Annotated in this window: 17 protein-coding genes and 1 tRNA gene; 8 read left to right on the top strand and 10 right to left on the bottom strand. The window is 72.2% G+C overall.

The window, feature by feature from the left end; genetic code table 11:
• Positions 1-40: 40 nt before the first annotated feature.
• The 3 genes from BJF86_RS04870 to glmU form a co-directional block, all read right to left on the bottom strand.
• A complete protein-coding gene (locus BJF86_RS04870; protein WP_075817181.1) occupies positions 41-730 on the bottom strand; it encodes a 50S ribosomal protein L25/general stress protein Ctc in 690 nt (229 codons plus the stop codon).
• A gap of 189 nt (positions 731-919) precedes the next feature.
• Entirely contained in the window at positions 920-1,900 is a 981-nt protein-coding gene (locus BJF86_RS04865; RefSeq protein ID WP_075817180.1) for a ribose-phosphate diphosphokinase, read from the bottom strand.
• Complete coding sequence (gene glmU / locus BJF86_RS04860) at positions 1,900-3,411, bottom strand: bifunctional UDP-N-acetylglucosamine diphosphorylase/glucosamine-1-phosphate N-acetyltransferase GlmU (RefSeq protein ID WP_075817179.1); 1,512 nt, start codon at positions 3,409-3,411, stop codon at positions 1,900-1,902. The genes BJF86_RS04865 and glmU overlap by 1 nt, the downstream gene beginning before the upstream one ends.
• A gap of 91 nt (positions 3,412-3,502) precedes the next feature.
• Between glmU and BJF86_RS04855 the strand changes: the two genes are divergently transcribed.
• The 8 genes from BJF86_RS04855 to BJF86_RS17865 all read left to right on the top strand — a co-directional run bounded on the left by BJF86_RS04855 (position 3,503) and on the right by BJF86_RS17865 (position 9,373).
• A complete protein-coding gene (locus tag BJF86_RS04855; protein ID WP_075810741.1) occupies positions 3,503-4,111 on the top strand; it encodes a TetR/AcrR family transcriptional regulator in 609 nt (202 codons plus the stop codon).
• A 36-nt stretch (positions 4,112-4,147) separates the two neighbouring features.
• Positions 4,148-4,226, top strand: a tRNA-Gln gene (locus tag BJF86_RS04850).
• Positions 4,227-4,248: 22 nt separating this feature from the next.
• Positions 4,249-5,121: an aldo/keto reductase gene (locus tag BJF86_RS04845; protein WP_075817178.1), complete on the top strand. Its 873-nt coding sequence runs from the start codon at positions 4,249-4,251 to the stop codon at positions 5,119-5,121.
• Between the two features lie 37 nt (positions 5,122-5,158).
• On the top strand, positions 5,159-5,656 hold the full coding sequence (locus BJF86_RS04840) for a MarR family winged helix-turn-helix transcriptional regulator (protein WP_075817177.1): 498 nt from the start codon (positions 5,159-5,161) through the stop codon (positions 5,654-5,656).
• A 97-nt stretch (positions 5,657-5,753) separates the two neighbouring features.
• Positions 5,754-6,413, top strand: coding sequence for a TetR family transcriptional regulator (locus BJF86_RS04835; RefSeq protein WP_075817176.1), 660 nt, complete (start codon positions 5,754-5,756; stop codon positions 6,411-6,413).
• Positions 6,410-7,375, top strand: coding sequence for an ABC transporter ATP-binding protein (locus tag BJF86_RS04830; RefSeq protein ID WP_075817175.1), 966 nt, complete (start codon positions 6,410-6,412; stop codon positions 7,373-7,375). Before BJF86_RS04835 ends, BJF86_RS04830 begins: the two co-directional genes overlap by 4 nt.
• Positions 7,372-9,069 (top strand): ABC transporter permease, encoded by a 1,698-nt coding sequence (locus BJF86_RS04825; RefSeq protein ID WP_075817174.1) that lies wholly within the window; start codon positions 7,372-7,374, stop codon positions 9,067-9,069. The genes BJF86_RS04830 and BJF86_RS04825 overlap by 4 nt, the downstream gene beginning before the upstream one ends.
• Positions 9,070-9,220: 151 nt before the next feature.
• Positions 9,221-9,373, top strand: coding sequence for a hypothetical protein (locus tag BJF86_RS17865; RefSeq protein WP_158068375.1), 153 nt, complete (start codon positions 9,221-9,223; stop codon positions 9,371-9,373).
• Positions 9,374-9,388: 15 nt separating this feature from the next.
• On the opposite strand, the gene BJF86_RS04820 is transcribed toward BJF86_RS17865, so the two are convergent.
• From BJF86_RS04820 to BJF86_RS04790, 7 genes are all read right to left on the bottom strand, one after another.
• A complete protein-coding gene (locus BJF86_RS04820; RefSeq protein ID WP_075811031.1) occupies positions 9,389-11,257 on the bottom strand; it encodes an ABC-F family ATP-binding cassette domain-containing protein in 1,869 nt (622 codons plus the stop codon).
• Positions 11,257-12,270 (bottom strand): 4-(cytidine 5'-diphospho)-2-C-methyl-D-erythritol kinase, encoded by a 1,014-nt coding sequence (locus BJF86_RS04815; RefSeq protein ID WP_075811030.1) that lies wholly within the window; start codon positions 12,268-12,270, stop codon positions 11,257-11,259. The genes BJF86_RS04820 and BJF86_RS04815 overlap by 1 nt, the downstream gene beginning before the upstream one ends.
• Before the next feature lie 34 nt (positions 12,271-12,304).
• A complete protein-coding gene (rsmA, locus tag BJF86_RS04810) occupies positions 12,305-13,216 on the bottom strand; it encodes a 16S rRNA (adenine(1518)-N(6)/adenine(1519)-N(6))-dimethyltransferase RsmA (protein ID WP_414819929.1) in 912 nt (303 codons plus the stop codon).
• 184 nt (positions 13,217-13,400) lie between these two features.
• A complete protein-coding gene (locus tag BJF86_RS04805; protein ID WP_075817172.1) occupies positions 13,401-14,246 on the bottom strand; it encodes a TatD family hydrolase in 846 nt (281 codons plus the stop codon).
• Between the two features lie 181 nt (positions 14,247-14,427).
• On the bottom strand, positions 14,428-16,260 hold the full coding sequence (gene metG, locus BJF86_RS04800; protein ID WP_075817171.1) for a methionine--tRNA ligase: 1,833 nt from the start codon (positions 16,258-16,260) through the stop codon (positions 14,428-14,430).
• A gap of 283 nt (positions 16,261-16,543) precedes the next feature.
• The gene (locus BJF86_RS04795) at positions 16,544-17,950 is read right to left on the bottom strand and encodes a hypothetical protein (RefSeq protein ID WP_075817170.1); all 1,407 of its coding nucleotides are present in this window, start codon (positions 17,948-17,950) and stop codon (positions 16,544-16,546) included.
• The gene (locus BJF86_RS04790) at positions 17,943-18,425 is read right to left on the bottom strand and encodes a SigE family RNA polymerase sigma factor (RefSeq protein ID WP_075817169.1); all 483 of its coding nucleotides are present in this window, start codon (positions 18,423-18,425) and stop codon (positions 17,943-17,945) included. Before BJF86_RS04790 ends, BJF86_RS04795 begins: the two co-directional genes overlap by 8 nt.
• Between the last annotated feature and the right edge of the window lie 82 nt (positions 18,426-18,507).

Genomic DNA, 18,507 nt, shown 5'->3' with positions numbered 1-18,507 from the left:
TCGCGATCACGCCGCAGGCGCCGGAGCGCCTGCCACGGGGTCAGTCGTCCTTGGCCTCGGTGTCTTCGCCGCCCTCGGCCTCGTCCTCGGACTCGCCACCATCGGCAGCCTCGGCGTCGTCGTCGGACTCCTCCTGCTCGATGCCGACCTCGGCCTCGGCCTCGGCGAGCTCGGCCTCCAGGGCCTCCTCGGACACCTGCTGCGAGACATTGACGACCAGCGCCTCCGGGTCGGTGACCAGGGTGACACCGTCGGGCAGCTCGACCTCGCCGGCCAGGATCTGGGTGCCGGCCTCGAGGCCCTCGACCGAGACGACCAGCCACTCGGGGATGCTCGTGATGGGAGCCTCGACCTCGAGAGCGTTGTAGTCGGTGGTGACGACCGTCTCCGGGGCGGCCTCGCCCTCGATGTGGACGCCGACCTCGACGGTGACCTTCTCACCCTTGCGCACGACGACGAGGTCGACGTGCTCGATGAAGCGCTTGATCGGGTCGCGCTGCACGTCCTTGGCCAGGGCCATGTGCGACTCGCCCTCGACGTCCAGCGTCAGGACGGCGTTGCTGTGGCGCAGCGCCAGCATGGTGTCGTGGCCGGGCAGCGACAGGTGCAGCGGTGGGGTGCCGTGGCCGTAGAGGACGGCGGGCACCTTGTCGGCGCGCCGGATGCGGCGGGCAGCACCCTTGCCGAACTCGGTGCGCTTCTCGGCGGGAATCTTCAGCTCGTCAGCCATGGGATAGGACCTCGTTCAGGGGTATGCGGTGGGATCTGGTCGGGCCTCGACGCGGGACACGGCGCGGGGCAGCAACCACCGTGAGCTCTTCGTCGATGACGGACACCACGCAGCATCCCTCGCCGAGGCAACGCCGCTCAGTCTATCGCCGCGGCCCCCGGGCGGCGAAATCGTCCGCAGGTGCCTGGGTCAGGCGCGGCCCTCGAACATCGAGGTGACCGAGCCGTCCTCGAAGACCTCACGGATGGCCCGGCTGACGAGGGGGGCGATCGAGAGCTGGGTGAGCTTGTCCATCGCCAGCGCCTCGTCCGAGAGCGGCAGCGTGTTGGTGACGATGACCTCGGTCGCCACGGACTTCGCGAGCCGCTCGACCGCGGGCTCGGAGAAGATCGGGTGCGTGGCGGCGATGACCACCTCGTTGGCACCGTCTTTCATGAGCGCCTCCGCCGCCTGGCAGATCGTGCCACCGGAGTCGATCATGTCGTCGACGAGGATGCAGGTGCGGCCCTCGACCTCGCCGACGACCCGGTTGGCGACGGACTCGTTCGGGCGGGTGACGTCGCGGGTCTTGTGGATGAAGGCCAGCGGCACGCCGCCCAGCTTGTTGCTCCACCACTCCGCGACCTTGATCCGGCCGGCGTCCGGGGAGACGACGGCCAGCTGGCGGTCGCCGTACTTCTCCTTGACGTGCTTGGACAGGATCGGCGTGGCCATGAGGTGGTCGACCGGGCCGTCGAAGAAGCCCTGGATCTGGGCGGTGTGCAGGTCCACGGTCAGCAGCCGGTCGGCGCCAGCGGTCTTGAACATGTCGGCGATGAGCCGGGCCGAGATCGGCTCCCGGCCGCGGTGCTTCTTGTCCTGGCGGGCATACCCGTAGAACGGCAGCACCACGGTGATCCGCTTGGCCGAGCCGCGCTTGAGCGCGTCGACCATGATGAGCTGCTCCATGATCCACTCGTTGACCGGCGCGACGTGGCTCTGGATGACGAAGGCGTCGCAGCCACGGACCGACTCGTCGAAGCGGACGTAGATCTCGCTGTTGGCGAAGCTGTGCGCCTGCATCGGCACGAGATTGGTGCCCAGCTCGGCGGCGACCTCGTCGGCGAGCGCCGGGTGCGCCCGGCCGGAGAAGACCATGAGGTTCTTCTCGGTCGTCTTGTGGATCCCCATCAGCTCTCCTCCGTGCTCGGCTCGTCCTGCGGTATGCCCTCGCCACCGGTACCGGTCCCGGTCGCCTCCTCGGCGGCCGCCGCGGTGGCGGTCCCGGCGCGCCGCCGCGCCACCCAGCCGTCGACGTTGCGCTGGCGGGCGCGGGCGACCGCGATCTGGCCCGGCCCGACCCGGCCCTCGATGGTGGAGCCGGCCGCGACATACGCCCCGTCGGCGATGTCGACCGGCGCGACGAGCACCGAGTCGGACCCGACGAAGCTGTGCCGGCCGACCGTGGTGCGGTGCTTGGCGACGCCGTCGTAGTTGGCGAAGATCGTGCCGGCGCCGATGTTGGCGCCCTCCCCGATCGTCGCGTCGCCGCAGTAGGTGAGGTGCGGGACCTTGGCGCCCGGGCCGATGTCGGCGTTCTTGGTCTCGACGAAGGCGCCGATCTTGCCGCCCTCGCCGAGCACGGTGCCGGGGCGCAGGTAGGAGAACGGGCCGACCGTGGCGTCGCCGCCCACCACCGCGTGCTCGGCCTGGGTGCGCACGACGCTCGCGCCGTCGCCGATCTCGCAGTCGGTGAGCGTCGTGTCCGGGCCGATCGTGGCCTCGGCGCCGACGGTCGTCGCGCCGAGGATCTGGGTGCCGGGCCGCACGACGGTGTCCTGGCCGATCGTGACGTCGGCGTCGATCCAGGTGGTGGCGGGGTCGACGACGATGACGCCGTCGCGCATGTGCCGCTCGACGACCCGGCGGTTGAGCTCCTTGCCGAGGGCCGCGAGCTGCACCTTGTCGTTGACCCCCTCGGTCTGCATGAGGTCGGTGACCGGGTGGGCCACGACGGTGCGACCCTCCTCGCGGGCGATCTTGATGACGTCGGTGAGGTACTTCTCGCCCTGCTCGTTGGCCTGCCCCACCTGGTCCAGCGCGCGGCGCAGCACCTCGACGTCGAAGGCGTAGATGCCGGAGTTGAACTCGCGGATGTCGACGACGTGGCCGTAGTCCGGGTCGCCGGCGTCGCGGCGCTTCACCGCGTCCTTGAACTCCATGATCTCGGCGAGCTCGCCGTCGCCGTCGCGCACGACGCGGCCGTAGCTGCCGGCGTCGTCCACGACGGCGGAGAGGAGGGTCACCGCCGAGCCGCGCTCCTCGTGCACCCGGGTCAGCTCGCGCAGGGTCTCGCCGGAGAGCAGCGGCACGTCACCCATGGTGACGAGCACCGTGCCGGTGAGACCGTCGGGGAGGGCGCCGAGCCCGCACTCGCAGGCGCGACCGGTCCCCGGGACCTCGTCCTGGTCGGCGACGATCGCGCCCGGGTCGGCCTCGGCGACGTGCGCGGCGACCCGCTCCCGCTCGTGCCGGACGACGACGGCGAGGTGCTCCGGCGAGGCCTGGCGGGCGGCATACATCGCGTGCCCGACGAGGGATCGACCACCGATGCGGTGCAGCACCTTGGGGATGGAGCTCTTCATCCGGGTGCCCTGCCCGGCGGCGAGGATGATGACGGCGGCGGGGTGGTGGGACGTCACGGGACCGACTGTACCTGTGCAGGATCGCGCCGCGACCCGCCCTTGGCATGATGGGGTGGTGAGCTCCAGCGCGAAGACCTCCCGACACAGGATGACCGGCCCGCAGCGGCGGCAGCAGCTGATCGAGGTGGGTCGCTCGCTGTTCGCCGAGCGGGGCTTCGAGGGCACGAGCGTGGAGCAGATCTCCGAGGCGGCCGGGGTGTCCAAGCCGGTGATCTACGAGCACTTCGGCGGCAAGGAGGGGTTGTACGCCGTCGTCGTCGACCGCGAGATCCAGGCGCTGCTCGGACAGATCACGGACGCGCTCACCGCGCACGAGGGCAATGCCCGGGCGCTGCTCGAGGCGGCGGCGATGGCGCTGCTGGACTACATCGAGCACTCGACCGACGGCTTCCGCATCCTCGTGCGGGACAGCCCGCCCGGGCAGTCGACCGGGTCCTTCGCCTCGCTCATCAGCGACATCGCGACCCAGGTCGAGCACATCCTCGCCGCGGAGTTCAGGCGGCGGCGGCTGGACCCCAAGACCGCCCCGCTGTATGCCCAGATGCTCGTCGGTATGGTCGCCATCCCGGGCGGCTGGTGGCTCGACTCGCGCAAGATGAAGAAGGACGACGTCGCGGCGCACCTGGTCAACCTCGCGTGGAACGGCCTCGCCGGCATGGAGGCCCGTCCGACGCTGCGGACCAGGGCCAAGAGCTGAGCCCGGCCGTTAGGCTGGCGGGGTGCTGCGGCACGTTCCCCGGTTGCTCTGCTGGTAGGGGCCGCCTGACTTTGAATCAGGATTAGCGACGCAGGTTCGATTCCTGCCCGGGGAGCCCACCGCCTAGGGTCGTCGGTATGCAGACCCGTCGCCTGGGCCCGTTCACCGTCTCCGCCATCGGCCTGGGGGCGATGCCGTTCTCGCTGGGCAAGGATCCGCAGCCCAGCGAGGAGCAGGCGATCGCCACGGTGCACGCCGCCCTCGACGCGGGGGTGACCTACGTCGACACGGCTGACATCTACGCTCCCAGCTGGGACCAGATGGGGCACAACGAGCGGGTCGTCGCGAAGGCGCTCCAGGGCTACGGCGACACCAGCCACGTCGTCGTCGGCACCAAGGGCGGCATCACCCGCGCCGAGGGCGAGCACTGGGGTCGCGACGGGTCACCGGCATACCTGAGGGGTGCCGTCGAGGCCTCGCTGCGCGCGCTGGAGGTCGAGACCATCGACCTCTACCAGTGGCACCGCCCCGACCGCTGGCGGGTCTACGGCGAGGTGATCCAGACCTTCAAGGAGCTGCAGGACGAGGGCAAGATCAGGGCTGTCGGCATCTCCAACGCCGACGTCGAGGAGATCGAGGTGGCGCTGGAGGTGCTCGGCGAGGGCGGGCTGGCCTCGGTGCAGAACGAGTTCTCCCCGCGCTTCCGCTCCAGCCGCGACGAGCTCGAGATGTGCGGTGAGCACGGGATCGCCTTCCTCCCCTGGAGCCCGCTCGGCGGCACCGGGTCGGCGAGCGACGTTGGGGTGACCTACCCCGCCTTCCACGAGATCGGGACCGAGCGCGGCGTGAGCCCGCAGCAGGTGGTGCTCGCCTGGGAGCTGAGCCTCGGCGGGCACGTCATCCCGATCCCCGGCGCCAGCCGGCCGGAGTCGATCACCGACTCGGTGCGCGCCGCCGACCTGCGGCTGACCGGGGACGAGCTCGACCGGATCGAGGGTCAGTTCCGCTGATTCACCCCCTCCCGGGTCCTCGCCTACTGTGGGAGGCATGAGCCAGGGACCGGACGACGAGGTGGATCGCATCGTCGCGGCCTGGGGGCGCGAGCGCCCGGACCTGGACGTCACCCCGCTGGAGGTGCTCTCCCGGGTCTCCCGCCTGTCCAGGCATCTCGACCTGTCCCGACGGCACGCGTTCAGCACCCACGAGCTGGAGTCGTGGGAGTTCGACGTGCTCTCGGCCCTGCGCCGCGCCGGTGAGCCCTACGAGCTGACTCCCACCCAGCTGGTGCGGCAGACCCTGGTCACCAGCGGCACGATGACCAACCGGCTCGCGCGGCTGGAGGGACGCGGCTTCGTGGACCGCGCCGCATCCACGGCGGACCAGCGCTCCAAGCTGGTGCGGCTGACCGCCGAGGGTCGGGACGTCGTCGACGCGGCCCTGGCCGACCTGGTGACCGACGAGCGACGGCTGCTGCAGGGGCTCTCACCGCAGCGTCAGACCGAGCTCGCCCAGCTCCTCAAGGGGCTGCTCGCGCCGTTCGACTGACGCTCTTGCGGGGGTCGAGCCAACCATGCGCGACGCTCGGTGGGGACGTGGTCAGAGAAGTGTTGACTGAACGTTCAGTCAGTGCCATGCTGAACACATGGTCAGCCAGGCGACCGACGAGACCCCCGCCGAGCCAGGGCTCGAGCGCATCCTCACCACGGCGATCGACCTCTTCGGCCGGCACGGGGTGAAGGCGACCAGCGTCCGGGCCATCGCCGAGCAGGCCGGCGTGTCCCCACCGCTGGTCATCCACCACTACGGCTCCAAGGAGAAGCTGCGCGAGGCCTGCGACGACCGGGTGCTCGCCTTCATCCGCGAGTCCAAGGCCGAGACCATGCGCGCCGGCCTCGGCGGCCCGCCGATCCAGGTCGACACCCGCGTGGCGCAGGCACGACCGGCGTTGCGCTACCTCGCCCGGACCCTCTCCGAGGGCAGCCCGCGGCTGGACGAGTTCGTCGACGACCTCGTCGAGGACGCCGTCGGCTACACCGCCCAGGGCGTCGAGACCGGCCTGGTCCTGCCCAGCGCGAACCCGCGGGCCCGGGTGGTCATCCTGACCCTCTGGTCGCTCGGCGCGCTGGTCCTCCACGAGCACATGCAGCGCCTCCTCGGCGAGGACCTCATCGGCGAGGGCAGCACCGACCTCTACACCCAGACGATGCTCGAGCTCTTCTCCGAGGGGCTCCTCACCGAGCGGGCGAAGCAGGCCTTCATCTTCTCGGGCGACACCGACGACACCACGGAGGAGACCGCATGAACACCACCGTCAGTCCCGTGATCGAGACCAACGCCCTGGTCAAGACCTTCGGCAGCACCCGTGCCCTCGACGGCCTCGACCTGTCCGTCGCCCCGGGCGAGGTCCACGGCTTCCTCGGCCCCAACGGCGCCGGCAAGTCCACGACGATCCGCGTCCTGCTCGGACTGCTCCGGGCCGACGGCGGCACGGCACGCCTCTTCGGCGCCGACCCGTGGGACGACGCCGTGGCGCTGCACCACCGGCTGGCCTACGTCCCCGGTGACGTCGAGCTGTGGCCCAACCTCACCGGAGGTGAGGCCATCGACCTCTTCGCCCGGCTCCGGGGCACGCTCGACAAGGCCCGCCGCAGCGAGCTGTGCGAGCGCTTCGACCTGGACCCCACCAAGAAGGCCCGCACCTACTCCAAGGGCAACCGGCAGAAGGTCGCGCTCATCGCCGCCCTGGCCTCCCCCGTCGACCTGCTGCTGCTCGACGAGCCCACGGCGGGTCTCGACCCGCTGATGGAGCTGGTCTTCCAGGACTGCATCCGCGAGGCCCGCGACGCCGGGACCACCGTGCTGCTCTCCAGCCACATCCTGGCCCAGGTCGAGGTCCTCGCCGACCGTATCTCCATCGTCCGCGCCGGCCGGGTCGTCGAGACCGGCAGCCTGGACGACCTGCGCCACATGACGCGCACCACGATCGTGGCGCGCACCGACCGCCCGGCCGACGGTATGGCCTCGCTCACCGGCGTCCACGACGTCACCACCGAGGACGACCAGGTGCGGCTCGAGGTGGACGGCGAGCACGTCGGCCCGGTGGTCAGCCGGCTCGGCGAGCTGGGGGTCCGGTCGATCACGGCCCACCCGCCGACGCTAGAGCAGCTGCTCGTGAGCCACTACGGCGAGCAACGACAGGCGACGTCCGGCGGGGCTCAGGGCAACCACTCGCGGCGCTCGGTCGAGGAGGGGGCCACGCGATGAGCACCGCCATCCGCGACCACGACGCCTCGGCCAGCCGCCCACCGACCGACCGGAGCGGACCCGCCCACGGGGCGCCACGGCATACCCGCGGCAGCGGCACGCTCGCCGGGACCGGCACGCTGGTGCGCTTCATGCTGCGGCGCGACCGGATCAAGCTGCCCGCCTGGGTCGCCGGGCTGGGCCTCTTCGTCATCTACATCGGTGCCGCGCTGCCCCAGGTCGCGCCCACCGAGGCCGACCTCGCGGCCGCCAGCCCGTTGCTGAGCCAGCCGATCGGCCGCATGTTCGCCGGTCCGGCCTACGGCATGGACCCGCCAAGCTACGAGACCTTCTTCGCCGGCGGCTACACGCTCTACCTCTACCTGCTCGCCGCGCTCATGAACATCCTGCTGATCTCCCGGCACACCCGGGTCGAGGAGCAGAGCGGCCGCGCCGAGCTGGTGCGGGCCAACGTGACCGGCCGGCACGCCCGGCTCACCGCGGCGCTGGTCGTGGCGGTGATCACCAACCTCGCGGCGGCGGTCGCGATCACCGCGATGGCGCTCGCCAACGACTTCGCCACGACGGGCTCGCTGCTGGTCGGCGTCGGGGTCGCCCTGACCGGTATGACGTTCGCCGGGGTCAGCGCGGTCACCGCGCAGCTCTCGGAGTACTCCCGCTCCGCCTCGGGCCTGGCCGGTCTCGTGCTGGGGATCTCCTTCGCGCTCCGCGCCCTGGGCGACATGGCTGCCGAGGGCGGCAGCACGCTGTCGTGGTTCTCCCCGCTGGGCTGGGCCAGCCAGACCGCCCCCTACGTGCTCGACCGCTGGTGGCCGCTGCTGCTGTCGGTCGGCCTCGCGGCGGCGACCACGGCGCTCGCCTTCGGGCTGCAGGACCGGCGTGACCTGGGCGCGGGGCTGCTGGCCGCGCGTCCCGGCCGCGGCGAGGCGGGCCCGGCGCTGGGCACGGTCTGGGGTCTCGCAGCGCGGCTGCAGCGCGGCCCGGTCCTGGCCTGGGGCTTCGCCATCGCCGTCCTCGGGGTGGTCGACGGGCTCTTCACCCAGGTGATGCTGGACTCGGCCGAGAACATGCCCGACGCGCTGCAGCAGGTCTTCGGCGCGGGCGAGCTCGCCGCCGGATACCTGGCCTTCCTCTCGGTCTTCAGCGGCTATCTCACGGCCGCCTTCATCGTGTATGCCGTGCAGGGCCTCAAGGCGGAGGAGGACTCCGGCCGGGCCCAGGCGGTGCTCGCCACGCCGACCGGCCGCACCGCCTGGGGCCTGTCGCACGTGCTGGCGATCGGCCTCGGGGCCGTGGCCGTCATGCTCGTCACCGGCCTGCTCGTCGGCGTCGCGGCGGCCGGGGTCACCGGCACCGGTGCGCTCGTCGGCGACGGATTCCTCGCCCACGTCAACACGCTGCCCGCGGCGCTCGTCACCCTGGGGATCTGCACGCTGCTCGTCGGCTGGGCACCGCGGCTGCTGGCTCCGGTCGGGTGGACCCTGGTCGGCGTCATGATCTTCGTCGGCAACTTCGCGACCCTCCTGGAGGTGCCGGACTGGGTGCTCGCGCTCTCCCCGCTGCACCACATGGCTCAGGTGCCGGTCGAGCCGGTGCAGTGGCTGCCGCTGCTCTGGCTCGGGCTCATCGCGGTCGTGGCGGCGGCCCTCGGTCTGGTCGGTCTGCGCCGCCGGCAGATCAGCGCCCGGAGCTGAGACCCCGGCGCGCGCGGAGACTCCTGGCCGGGGCTGAGCGCGTGATAGGCCCGGGCCATGGCTGAGGTGCACCGCTGGGGATCCTCCGCACGCACCGCTGCCCTCGCGGTTCGTCCTGGGCGCCGGCGCGGCAGCCGCCACCGGCACGGCTGTGCTGCGTCGACCGCTCGCCTCCGTCCTCATCCTGCTGGTCTTCCTCCCCCCGGCCGTCCTGGTGCCGATGGTGACCGGCGCCGCCGTGGCGGCGTCGGTGACCCAGGCCCTCGGCGAGCGCGCACCGCAGCCACCGGCACCGACGCACTGACGTCTCGGGACGCGGCTACGCCTCGGCCACCTCGGAGGCCTCGAGCCACTCGGTCTCGAGCGCCTCCTCCTGCGCGGTGAGCTCGGCGTCGCGGGCGGTCAGCCGGGCCAGCTCGTCGGGATCGGTCGCCACGGCGGCCATCTGCTCGTGCAGCCGCTGCTGCTGGGTATGCAGCCGGTCCAGGGCCTTCTCCACCCGCGCCAGCGTCTTGCGGGCCTCGCGCACCTGGGCCGGGCTGCGCGACGAGGAGCCAGACCCCGACCCACCGGCGGCCGGTCCGCCCACCCGCGCCGCGGTCGGCGTGCCCGAGGGGGACGCCGCAGACCCCCTGGTCCGGCCGGCCGAGCTCATACCCTCGCGAAGCCGGAGGTATTCCTCCACGCCGCCCGGCAGGTCCCGCAAGCTGCCGTCCCCGAGCAGCGCCACCTGCCGGTCGGTCATGCGCTCCAGCAGGTAGCGGTCGTGGGAGACGACGAGCAGGGTCCCGGCCCATCCGTCGAGCACGTCCTCCATCGCGGTGAGGGTGTCGATGTCCAGGTCGTTGGTCGGCTCGTCCAGCAGCAGCACGTTGGGCTCGTCCATGAGCAGCCGGACGAACTGCAGCCGCCGCCGCTCCCCGCCGGAGAGATCCCCGACCCGCGACTGCTGCCGCCCGCCGGAGAAGCCCAGCCGCTTGGCCAGCGAGCTCGCGCTCACCTCCTTGCCCCCGATCACCGTGAACGATCGCACCTCGGTGATCGCGTCGATGACCGACCAGCCGGCGACCCGGTCCAGCTCGCGCAGCTCCTGTGACAGGCACGCCATCCGCACCGTCTTGCCGGTCTTGAGCTTGCCCGCGGCCAGCGGGTGCTGGCCCAGCAGCACCCGCAGCAGGGTCGACTTGCCCGCGCCGTTGACGCCGACGACGCCATATCGGTCGCCCGGTCCGATCCGCCAGGTGACATCGGTGAGCAGGTCGCGCTCCCCCACCCGCACGGTGGCGTCGAGCAGGTCGAGGACGTCCTTGCCGAGCCGGGTCGTCGCGAAGCGCACCAGCTCGACGCTGTCCCGGGGCGGCGGCTCACCCTGGATGAGCTCGGTCGCCGCCTCGATGCGGAACTTCGGCTTGCTCGTGCGCGCGGGCGCTCCCCGGCGCAGCCAGGCCAACTCCTTGCGGGCGAGATTCTCCCGCCTCTCCTGGGTCACCCGGGCGACGCGCTGCCGCTCGACCTTGGCCAGGACGTAGGCGGCATACCCGCCCTCGTAGGTGTGGACCTCGCCATCGGCGACCTCCCAGGTCAGCGTGGAGACGGCGTCGAGGAACCACCGGTCGTGGGTGACGACGACGAGCGCGCCGCCCGGTCTCGGCCGCCGCCCCGAGAGGTATGCCGCGAGCCAGGCGACCCCCTCGACGTCCAGGTGGTTGGTCGGCTCGTCGAGGACGAGCAGGTCGGGGTCGGCCACGAGGAGCGCGGCGAGGGCGAGCCGGCGCCGCTCCCCGCCGGAGAGCGGACCGACGCTCGCCTCCCACCCGCCGACGGCGCCGGCGCTGTCGCCGAGCAGCCCGTCGATGACGTGCCGGACCCGCGCGTCGCCGGCCCACTCGTGCTCGTCGAGGTCGCCGAGGACGACCTGGCGCACCGCCGCGTCCGGGTCGAGCACGTCGGTCTGGCTGAGCATGCCCACGGTGACGTCGCCGGTGCGGATGACCCGGCCGGCGTCGAGCGGCCGGTCCCCGGTGAGCACCGAGAGCAGCGAGGTCTTGCCCCCGCCGTTGCGGCCGACCACGCCGATGCGGTCCCCGTCGAGCACGCCGACGGAGACCTCGTCGAGGAGCACCTGGGTGCCGGCGAGCAGGTGGGCGTCGGCGAGGGTGACGAGGCTGGCGGGCGGCCTCCCCGCCATCAGCCGATCACCGGGCCGAGCGGGCCGGAGCGGTCGGTGTCGGGGCGGGCGCGCGGCGGCTCGGGGCTGCTGCGCTGGTGGATGATCTGCGCGCCGGGGACCGGGCCGACGGCCCGCTCGATGTCGCCGGTGGGGCCGTTGGCGGCGAGGCCGACGGACAGGTCGATCGCCTCGGTCTGCGACCCGACGAGGAAGGCCACCGTCGGTCCGGAGCCGGAGACGATGCCCGCGCGCGCACCGAGGTCGAGCCCGGCCGAGAGCGCCTCGGCCAGGACCGGTTCCAGCGAGATCGCGGCCTCCTGCAGGTCGTTGTGCAGCGCCGCCGCCACCTCGTCGGTGTCCATCCGGCGCAGCGCCGTCATGAGCTCACCGCTCGGCTCCGGCGGGCCCGGCGTCACCCCGGCCTCCTCGCGGAGCCGGTCGCACTCGGCATACACCTGGGGGGTGGACAGCGAGAGCCCCTCGCCGGCCCACAGCACCCAGTGCAGCTCGCCGCGCGCGAGCACGGAGGTGACCTGCTCGCCGCGCCCGCTGCCCATCGCGGTGCCGCCGTGCAGCAGGAAGGGGATGTCCGAGCCGAGGCTGGCGCCCATGAGCTCGAGCAGGTCGTTCTCGAGGTGGTCCAGCCCCCACAGCTCACGGCACCCGACAAGGGTGGCCGCGGCGTCGGCGCTGCCCCCGGCCATGCCGCCGGCGACGGGGATGTGCTTGTCGATGTCGATGCGCACCGGGTCGACCTTGGCCTTGCGTGCGCGGCGCTTGGCGAGGGTCCTGGCCGCGACGAGGGCGAGGTTGCTGTCGTCGGTCGGCACGTGCTCGCCCCAGGGCCCGGTGACGTGCACCGACCAGGAGTCGGCCGGCTGCACGCTGACGGTGTCGTAGAGGCTGACGGCATGGTAGACGGTGGACAGCTCGTGGTAGCCGTCGTCGCGCAGCGGGCCGACCGACAGGCCCAGGTTGATCTTGCCGGGCACCCGGACGGTCACCGTCTGCGCCTGCGTGCCCAACGTCATGGCTTCACCCTATGGTGTCGGCTCGAGGAGCGCGTCAGGGGCGCTGACCTGCGGCTTCGGCGATGCGGGCGAAGTCGGCGACGGTCAGCACCTCGCCGCGCGCCCGGGGGTCGACCCCCGCCGCCCGCAGGTATGCCTCCGCCTGCGCCGCCGACCCGGCCCACCCCGCGAGCGCCGCGCGCAGCGTCTTGCGGCGCTGTGCGAAGGCCGCGTCGACGACGGCGAAGACCTGCTCGCGGGTCACGTCCACCGGCGGCGGGTCCCGGCGGACCATGCGCACCAGGCCGGAGTCGACGTTGGGCGCGGGCCAGAAGACGCTGCGGCCGATCCGCCCGGCGCCGGTGACGTCGGCATACCAGGCGGCCTTGACGCTGGGCACGCCGTAGACCCTGCCGCCGGGCGCCGCGGCGAGCCGTTCGGCGACCTCGAGCTGCACCATGACGAGCACGGTCCGAAGCGTGGGCACGTTCGCGAGGAGGTGCAGCACGACGGGGACGGCGACGTTGTAGGGCAGGTTGGCGACGAGGGCGGTGGGCTGCGGGTCGGGCAGGGTGTCGACCCGCAGGGCGTCGGCGTGCAGCACCGTCAGCCGGCCGGCCAGGTCCGGGGCGTGCTCGGCGACCGTCTGCGGCAGCTGGGCCGCGAGCGCCGGGTCGATCTCCACCGCGGTGACCTGGCGCACCTGCGCGAGGAGGCCCAGGGTGAGCGAGCCCAGCCCGGGCCCGACCTCCAGCACGACGTCATCGGTGCCGACGTCGGCGGCGCGGACGATGCGTCGGACGGTGCCCTTGTCGATGACGAAGTTCTGCCCCCACTGCTTGGTCGGCCGGATCCCGAGCCGGGCCGCCAGGTCACGCACCTGCGCCGGCCCCAGCAGCGCGGCGTCGGTCCCGCCGGTGTCGCCCTGCGCACCGGAGGACGGCCTGCGGGTCGGTCGCTCGCTCACGCCCGGCATCCTCTCACCCGACGTCCCACCCCGACCTCTCCCGCACCGGGGTGCTCCGCCAGGCTCGGAGGCACCCGTGAGCCTCCTCTCGCCGGGGCGCGCGAGGGTCTGCCACGCTGGTGCTGGTGCCGCTCCTGACCCCCGCCAGGCCGAGGCGGCACGTCTCCTGGGCTTGCGCGTCGCCTCACCAGGGGCCGTAGACCGCCTCGCTGGTCGCCGAGAGGGCCTCGCACAGCTGCGGCACGGAGGTGTTGAGCGTCGCCGCCATCGCCCGCACCGTGAGCGGGACGAGGTAGGGCGCGTTGACCTGGCCGCGGTGCGGCGTGGGTGTGAGGTAGGGCGCGTCGGTCTCGACGAGCAGGTGCTCGACGGGCGTCACCGCCAGGGCGTTGCGCAGGTCCTTCGCGCTCTTGAAGGTCACCGTGCCCGCGAACGACAGGTAGTAGCCGCGCCGCACGCACTCCCTCGCCATCTCCATGTCGCCGGAGAAGCAGTGCAGCACCGTCTTCTCCGGTGCGCCCTCCTCGGCGAGGATGCGCAGCACGTCGTCGTGGGCGTCCCGGTCGTGGATCTGCAGCGCGAGGCCGAGCTGCTTGGCCAGGGCGATGTGCCGGCGGAAGGAGTGCTGCTGCGCGGCGACGCCCTCCTCGCCGGTCCGGAAGTAGTCCAGGCCGGTCTCCCCGATCACCCGGATCCGGGTATGCCCCGCCAGCGCGCCGATCTCGTCGATCACCGCGTCGAGGTCACCGGCGGCCTCGTGACCCGGGGCCTCGTTGGGGTGGATGGCGACCCCGCCGAGCAGGGCCGGGTGCTCGTCGACCACTTGCGCCGTCCACCGGGCCGACTCGATGTCGCAGCCGATCTGCACCAGCCGGTCCACCCCGACGGCGGCTGCCTCCCGCACCATCTGCTCGACGGGCAGCAGCTCGGCACCCTCCCGGCGGCTGTCGAGGTGGCAGTGGTTGTCCGCCACCGCGATCGGCAGCGGGTCAGGAGCCGGCGGCCGGTCGGCCAGCCGCTCGTCACTCATGGCACGACCTGCCGCGGCGACGCCATCATCGACCTGGGCAAGGTTGTGCACCCGATGCGCCCTTCTCGACCGTGCTTCCGGTGCAGAGCCTTGCCCAGGTCGGGCCGGCGGTGCAGAGCCTTGCCCAGGTCAGGCCGGCGGTGCAGAGACTTGCCCAGGTCGGGCCGGCGGTGGGCGGGCGTCATACCGCGGCGCCGGCGGGGTCGTCGACCAGACCCAGGCGGGCCCGCTCCTCCTCGACCACCGAGGGGTCGAGCTTGGTGAAGATCGGCGACGGCTTGGCCACCTGCGCACCCACCACGACCGGGCGGTGCTCCCAGCGCGGCGCGGCGGAGTAGTCGCCGGTGATGACCGGGTAGTCCGGCCGCGAGCTGTCGTCGAGGTCGGTGACCGTCTCCAGCCGCGGCATCGGCTGGAAGTCGCCCTCGCCGCCGAGCGCCCGGTGCACGGCGGTCGAGCTGTGCGGCAGGTAGGGCGACAGGATCGTGTTGAGGTCGACGACGACCTGCGCGAGGGTGTGCAGCACCGTCGCCAGGCGCTCGCGCTGGTCGTCCCCCTTGAGCTTGAAGGGCTCCGTCGTCGAGACGTAGGCATTGGCCTCACCGACCAGCCGCATCGCCTCGGCCAGCGCCGCCTTCTGCTTGTGGGTCGCGATGAGCCCGCCGACCGTGCCGAAGCCCTCACCGACCTGGTCGAGCAGCGCCCGGTCGACGTCCTCGAGGTCACCGGGCTGCGGGATCTCGCCGAAGTTCTTCGCGATCATCGAGGCGGTCCGGTTGACCAGGTTGCCCCAGCCCGCGACCAGCTCGGTGTTGGTCCGTTTGACGAACTCGGGCCAGGAGAAGTCGGAGTCGGCCGTCTCCGGCGCGGCGGCGGAGAGGAAGTAGCGCAGCGCATCGGGCTGGTAGCGCTCCAGCACGTCGCGGACGTAGATGACGACGTTGCGCGAGGTGGAGAACTGCCGGCCCTCCATGGTGAGGAACTCGCTGGAGACCACCTCGGTCGGGAGGGTGAGCTCGCCGAAGGGACCGGTCTCGCCGCCCTTGCTGCCCTGCCCGTTGTGGGCCAACATCTCGGCCGGCCAGATCTGGGAGTGGAAGGTGATGTTGTCCTTGCCCATGAAGTAGTAGGTCAGGGCATCCGAGCCGTTCCACCACTCGCGCCAGCGCTCGCCCTGGTCCCCCGGCAGCCGCCGGGCCCACTCCATCGATGCGGACAGGTAGCCGATGACGGCGTCGAACCAGACGTAGAGCTTCTTCGTCGGGTTCTCCCGCCAGCCATCGAGCGGGATGGTGATCCCCCAGTCGATGTCCCGGGTGATCGGCCGGGGCCGGATCTCGGAGAGGATGTTCTGCGAGAAGCGGATGACGTTCGGCCGCCACAGCCCGCTGGCCTCGCGCCCGTCGAGCCACTCCCCGAGCGCGTCCGCGAGCGCCGGCAGGTCGAGGAAGAAGTGCTGCGTGTCGCGGAACTCCGGCGTCTCGCCATTGATCTTGGAGCGCGGGTCCTTCAGCTCGGCCGGGTCGAGCTGGTTGCCGCAGTTGTCGCACTGGTCGCCGCGCGCCTCGGCATACCCGCAGATCGGGCAGGTGCCCTCGATGTAGCGGTCCGGCAGGGTCCGGCCGGTCGAGGGGCTGATCGCGACCTGCTGGGTCTGCTCGATGAGGTAGCCGTTGCGGTGGCAGGCGAGGAACATCCGCTGCACGACGTCGTCGTGGTTGGCGGTCGTGGTGCGGGTGTAGAGGTCGTAAGACACCCCGAGCGCGGTGAGGTCGGCCGCGATGAGCGCGTGGTTGGTGTCGATGAACTCCTGCGGGCTCTGCCCCGCCTTGTCCGCCTGGACCAGGATCGGCGTGCCGTGCTCGTCCGAACCGGACACCATGAGCACCTCGTGCCCCGCCATCCGCATGTAGCGGCTGAAGACGTCGGAGGGCACCCCGAAGCCGGCGACGTGACCGATGTGGCGCGGGCCGTTGGCATACGGCCAGGCGACCGCGGACAGGACGTGACTCATGGGTCACCAGTCTAGGTGCGCCCCGGCGGGCACCCTCCCCGTCCCGGCGTCGTCCCGGGCGCGGGCGGCGATCGGCCGGGGCGCGGGCGGCGATCGGCCTCCGGTGCTCACGCAGGTCACGTGAGCCACACCCGTCGCAGGAGGCGGGGAAAGTCACCGATGCCGCCGGTATTTCTCCGTCATCCGTGCAGATCCCCGCACGGGGATGCGCGAGTGACCCCTGGGATCTCCGTGACGTGCCGGAGTCCGGTATGCCGTCGCGCCGCTCCTCCGGCACCGCCGCTCAGTCACCGAGCGGGACCACCTGGACGTCAGTGAGCCCCAGGGGCTCGGGGTCGCGCGCTCCTCCTGCCACCATGCCGACATCGGTGACCTGCGCCTGCTCGGTCGCCGACAGCTCGGGAAGTCCCAGGAAGGTCACCGGCCGGCCGTCGACGAGCTCGCGCACCCGTACCGAGGTGGCGGCCTCCCAGCGACCACCCGCGTCGTCGCCGATGCGGACGGCGACCTCCCCCGCGCGAGGCTCCCAGCCGCCGACCACGACGAGGGTGCCGCCAGCCACCGGCAGCACGACGGCCCGTCCGTCTGCCAGCTCCTCCTCGACCGACAGCGCCTCGGTGCTGGACCCTTGATCCAGCCACAGGAAGCCCTCGACGGTGGATCTCCAGGTCACCGGCGGCTCCCCCACGCCGACCTCCACGTGCTGGGAGAGAACGTAGGACTCGGCTGGCCAAGGCTCACCGTCCACGTTGACGTCCACGTCCACGGTGCCGGATTCGTCACCGACCGAGAGCAGGACTTGATGCCCCGCCAGTTCCGCTGACCTGTTCTCGCCGCGGTCATCCGACATCACTGCCTTCACCTCGGGCGGGACGAGGGTCACCTCCCACGACGTGGAGCCATCGACGCCGCTGACCATGCCGGCGCCGCCATGGGTGGGCATCACGTCGATCCGGTCGTCGTCGGTCGGTCCCCGGACTCCCCACTGGCTGGCCTTCTCATCGAGGAAGACGAGGAATCGGCGACCGCCTACCGAGAGCCGCAGTGAGGGCACCTCATGGCCGGTGAGGGTGACGACCGTGTCACCGGAGGTCACGTACAGCTCACCTGGGTCTCCTGGCCCGTCCACCGCTGCTGCCGCGGCATACCCGATCCTCGCCCCGTCGACGTCACTCGCCCCGCCGACGCACAAGCTGCACCGTCCTCCCCAGGCCACCTGACCTCCGGTGTCGTCCTCGGTGTGAAGCCAGACCGCGACCGTCAGCCCGTCCGTGCGGAACACCTGGACGTCTCCCGGCCCGTCCTGCGCCGCGAGCGGCTCGGGCAGGACCTCCCCGTCGCGCGAGACGACGAGCTCCGGCTGCTCCTCCCCCTCCACCGTCCGCAGCTCGGCGTTCCAGGAGGTCTCGCCCGACAGCCCGAAGAGGCGGCCGTCCAGGTCGAGGTCGGACCAGGTGACCTCGGCCGGAGCCGTGACCGGGTCCTCATCGAGGGGCGCGACCGCCCAGCCGAACCACAGCACCCCCGCCACGGCGAGCGCCGACACGGCGGCGGCGACCCGACGACCACGACGGATCGTGCTGCCGCGCCGCACCACGTCCTCGCGAGACACGTGCAGCGGTGGGGCGTGGCCGCCGGCCCGGTCGAGCAGCGCCACGACCTCGTCGATGTCCTCGCGGGCCTCAGTCATGGGACTCCACTCCCTCCAGCAGCTCGCGCAGCGCGCGGCGACCGTTCATCGCATACTTCTTGACGCTGCCGACCCCCACACCGAGCGTGCGCGCCGTCTCGGCCTCGGAGAGGTCGAGGTAGTGACGCAGCACGACGCACTCGCGCTCACGCCGGGGCAGCCGGGCCAGGGCACGGACGAGGTCGACCGACATCGGGTCGTCGGACGTGGCCCGCTCGGGCACCGCGTCGGTGAGCACCTCGCGGCGCCGCTTGCGCCAGCGGTCGGTGTGCAGGTTGATGATGGTCCGCCGGGTGTAGGCGGCAGGGTTCCCGCGGCGCACCCTGGACCATCGGGCGTACGTCCGTGCCATCGCCTCCTGGACGAGCTCCTCGGCGACGTGGCCGTCCCCGGTGAGCATCCAGGCCGCGCTGAGCAGCCGCGAGGAGCTGGAGTCGAAGAACTCCACGAACTCCTGCTCGTGCGTGGACCGCATACCGCCTCCTGCTCGACACCCTGTCATCCCCTCAACGGGCCGGCGGGTCAGGAGGTGGGGTCGGGCCCGGTATGCCGTCGCG

Source organism: Serinicoccus sp. CNJ-927 (assembly GCF_001942435.1).
Taxonomy (GTDB): domain Bacteria; phylum Actinomycetota; class Actinomycetes; order Actinomycetales; family Dermatophilaceae; genus Ornithinicoccus; species Ornithinicoccus marinus.
The sequence above is the reverse complement of the archived record's forward strand: the minus strand, read 5'-3'. Positions and strand labels throughout refer to the sequence as shown.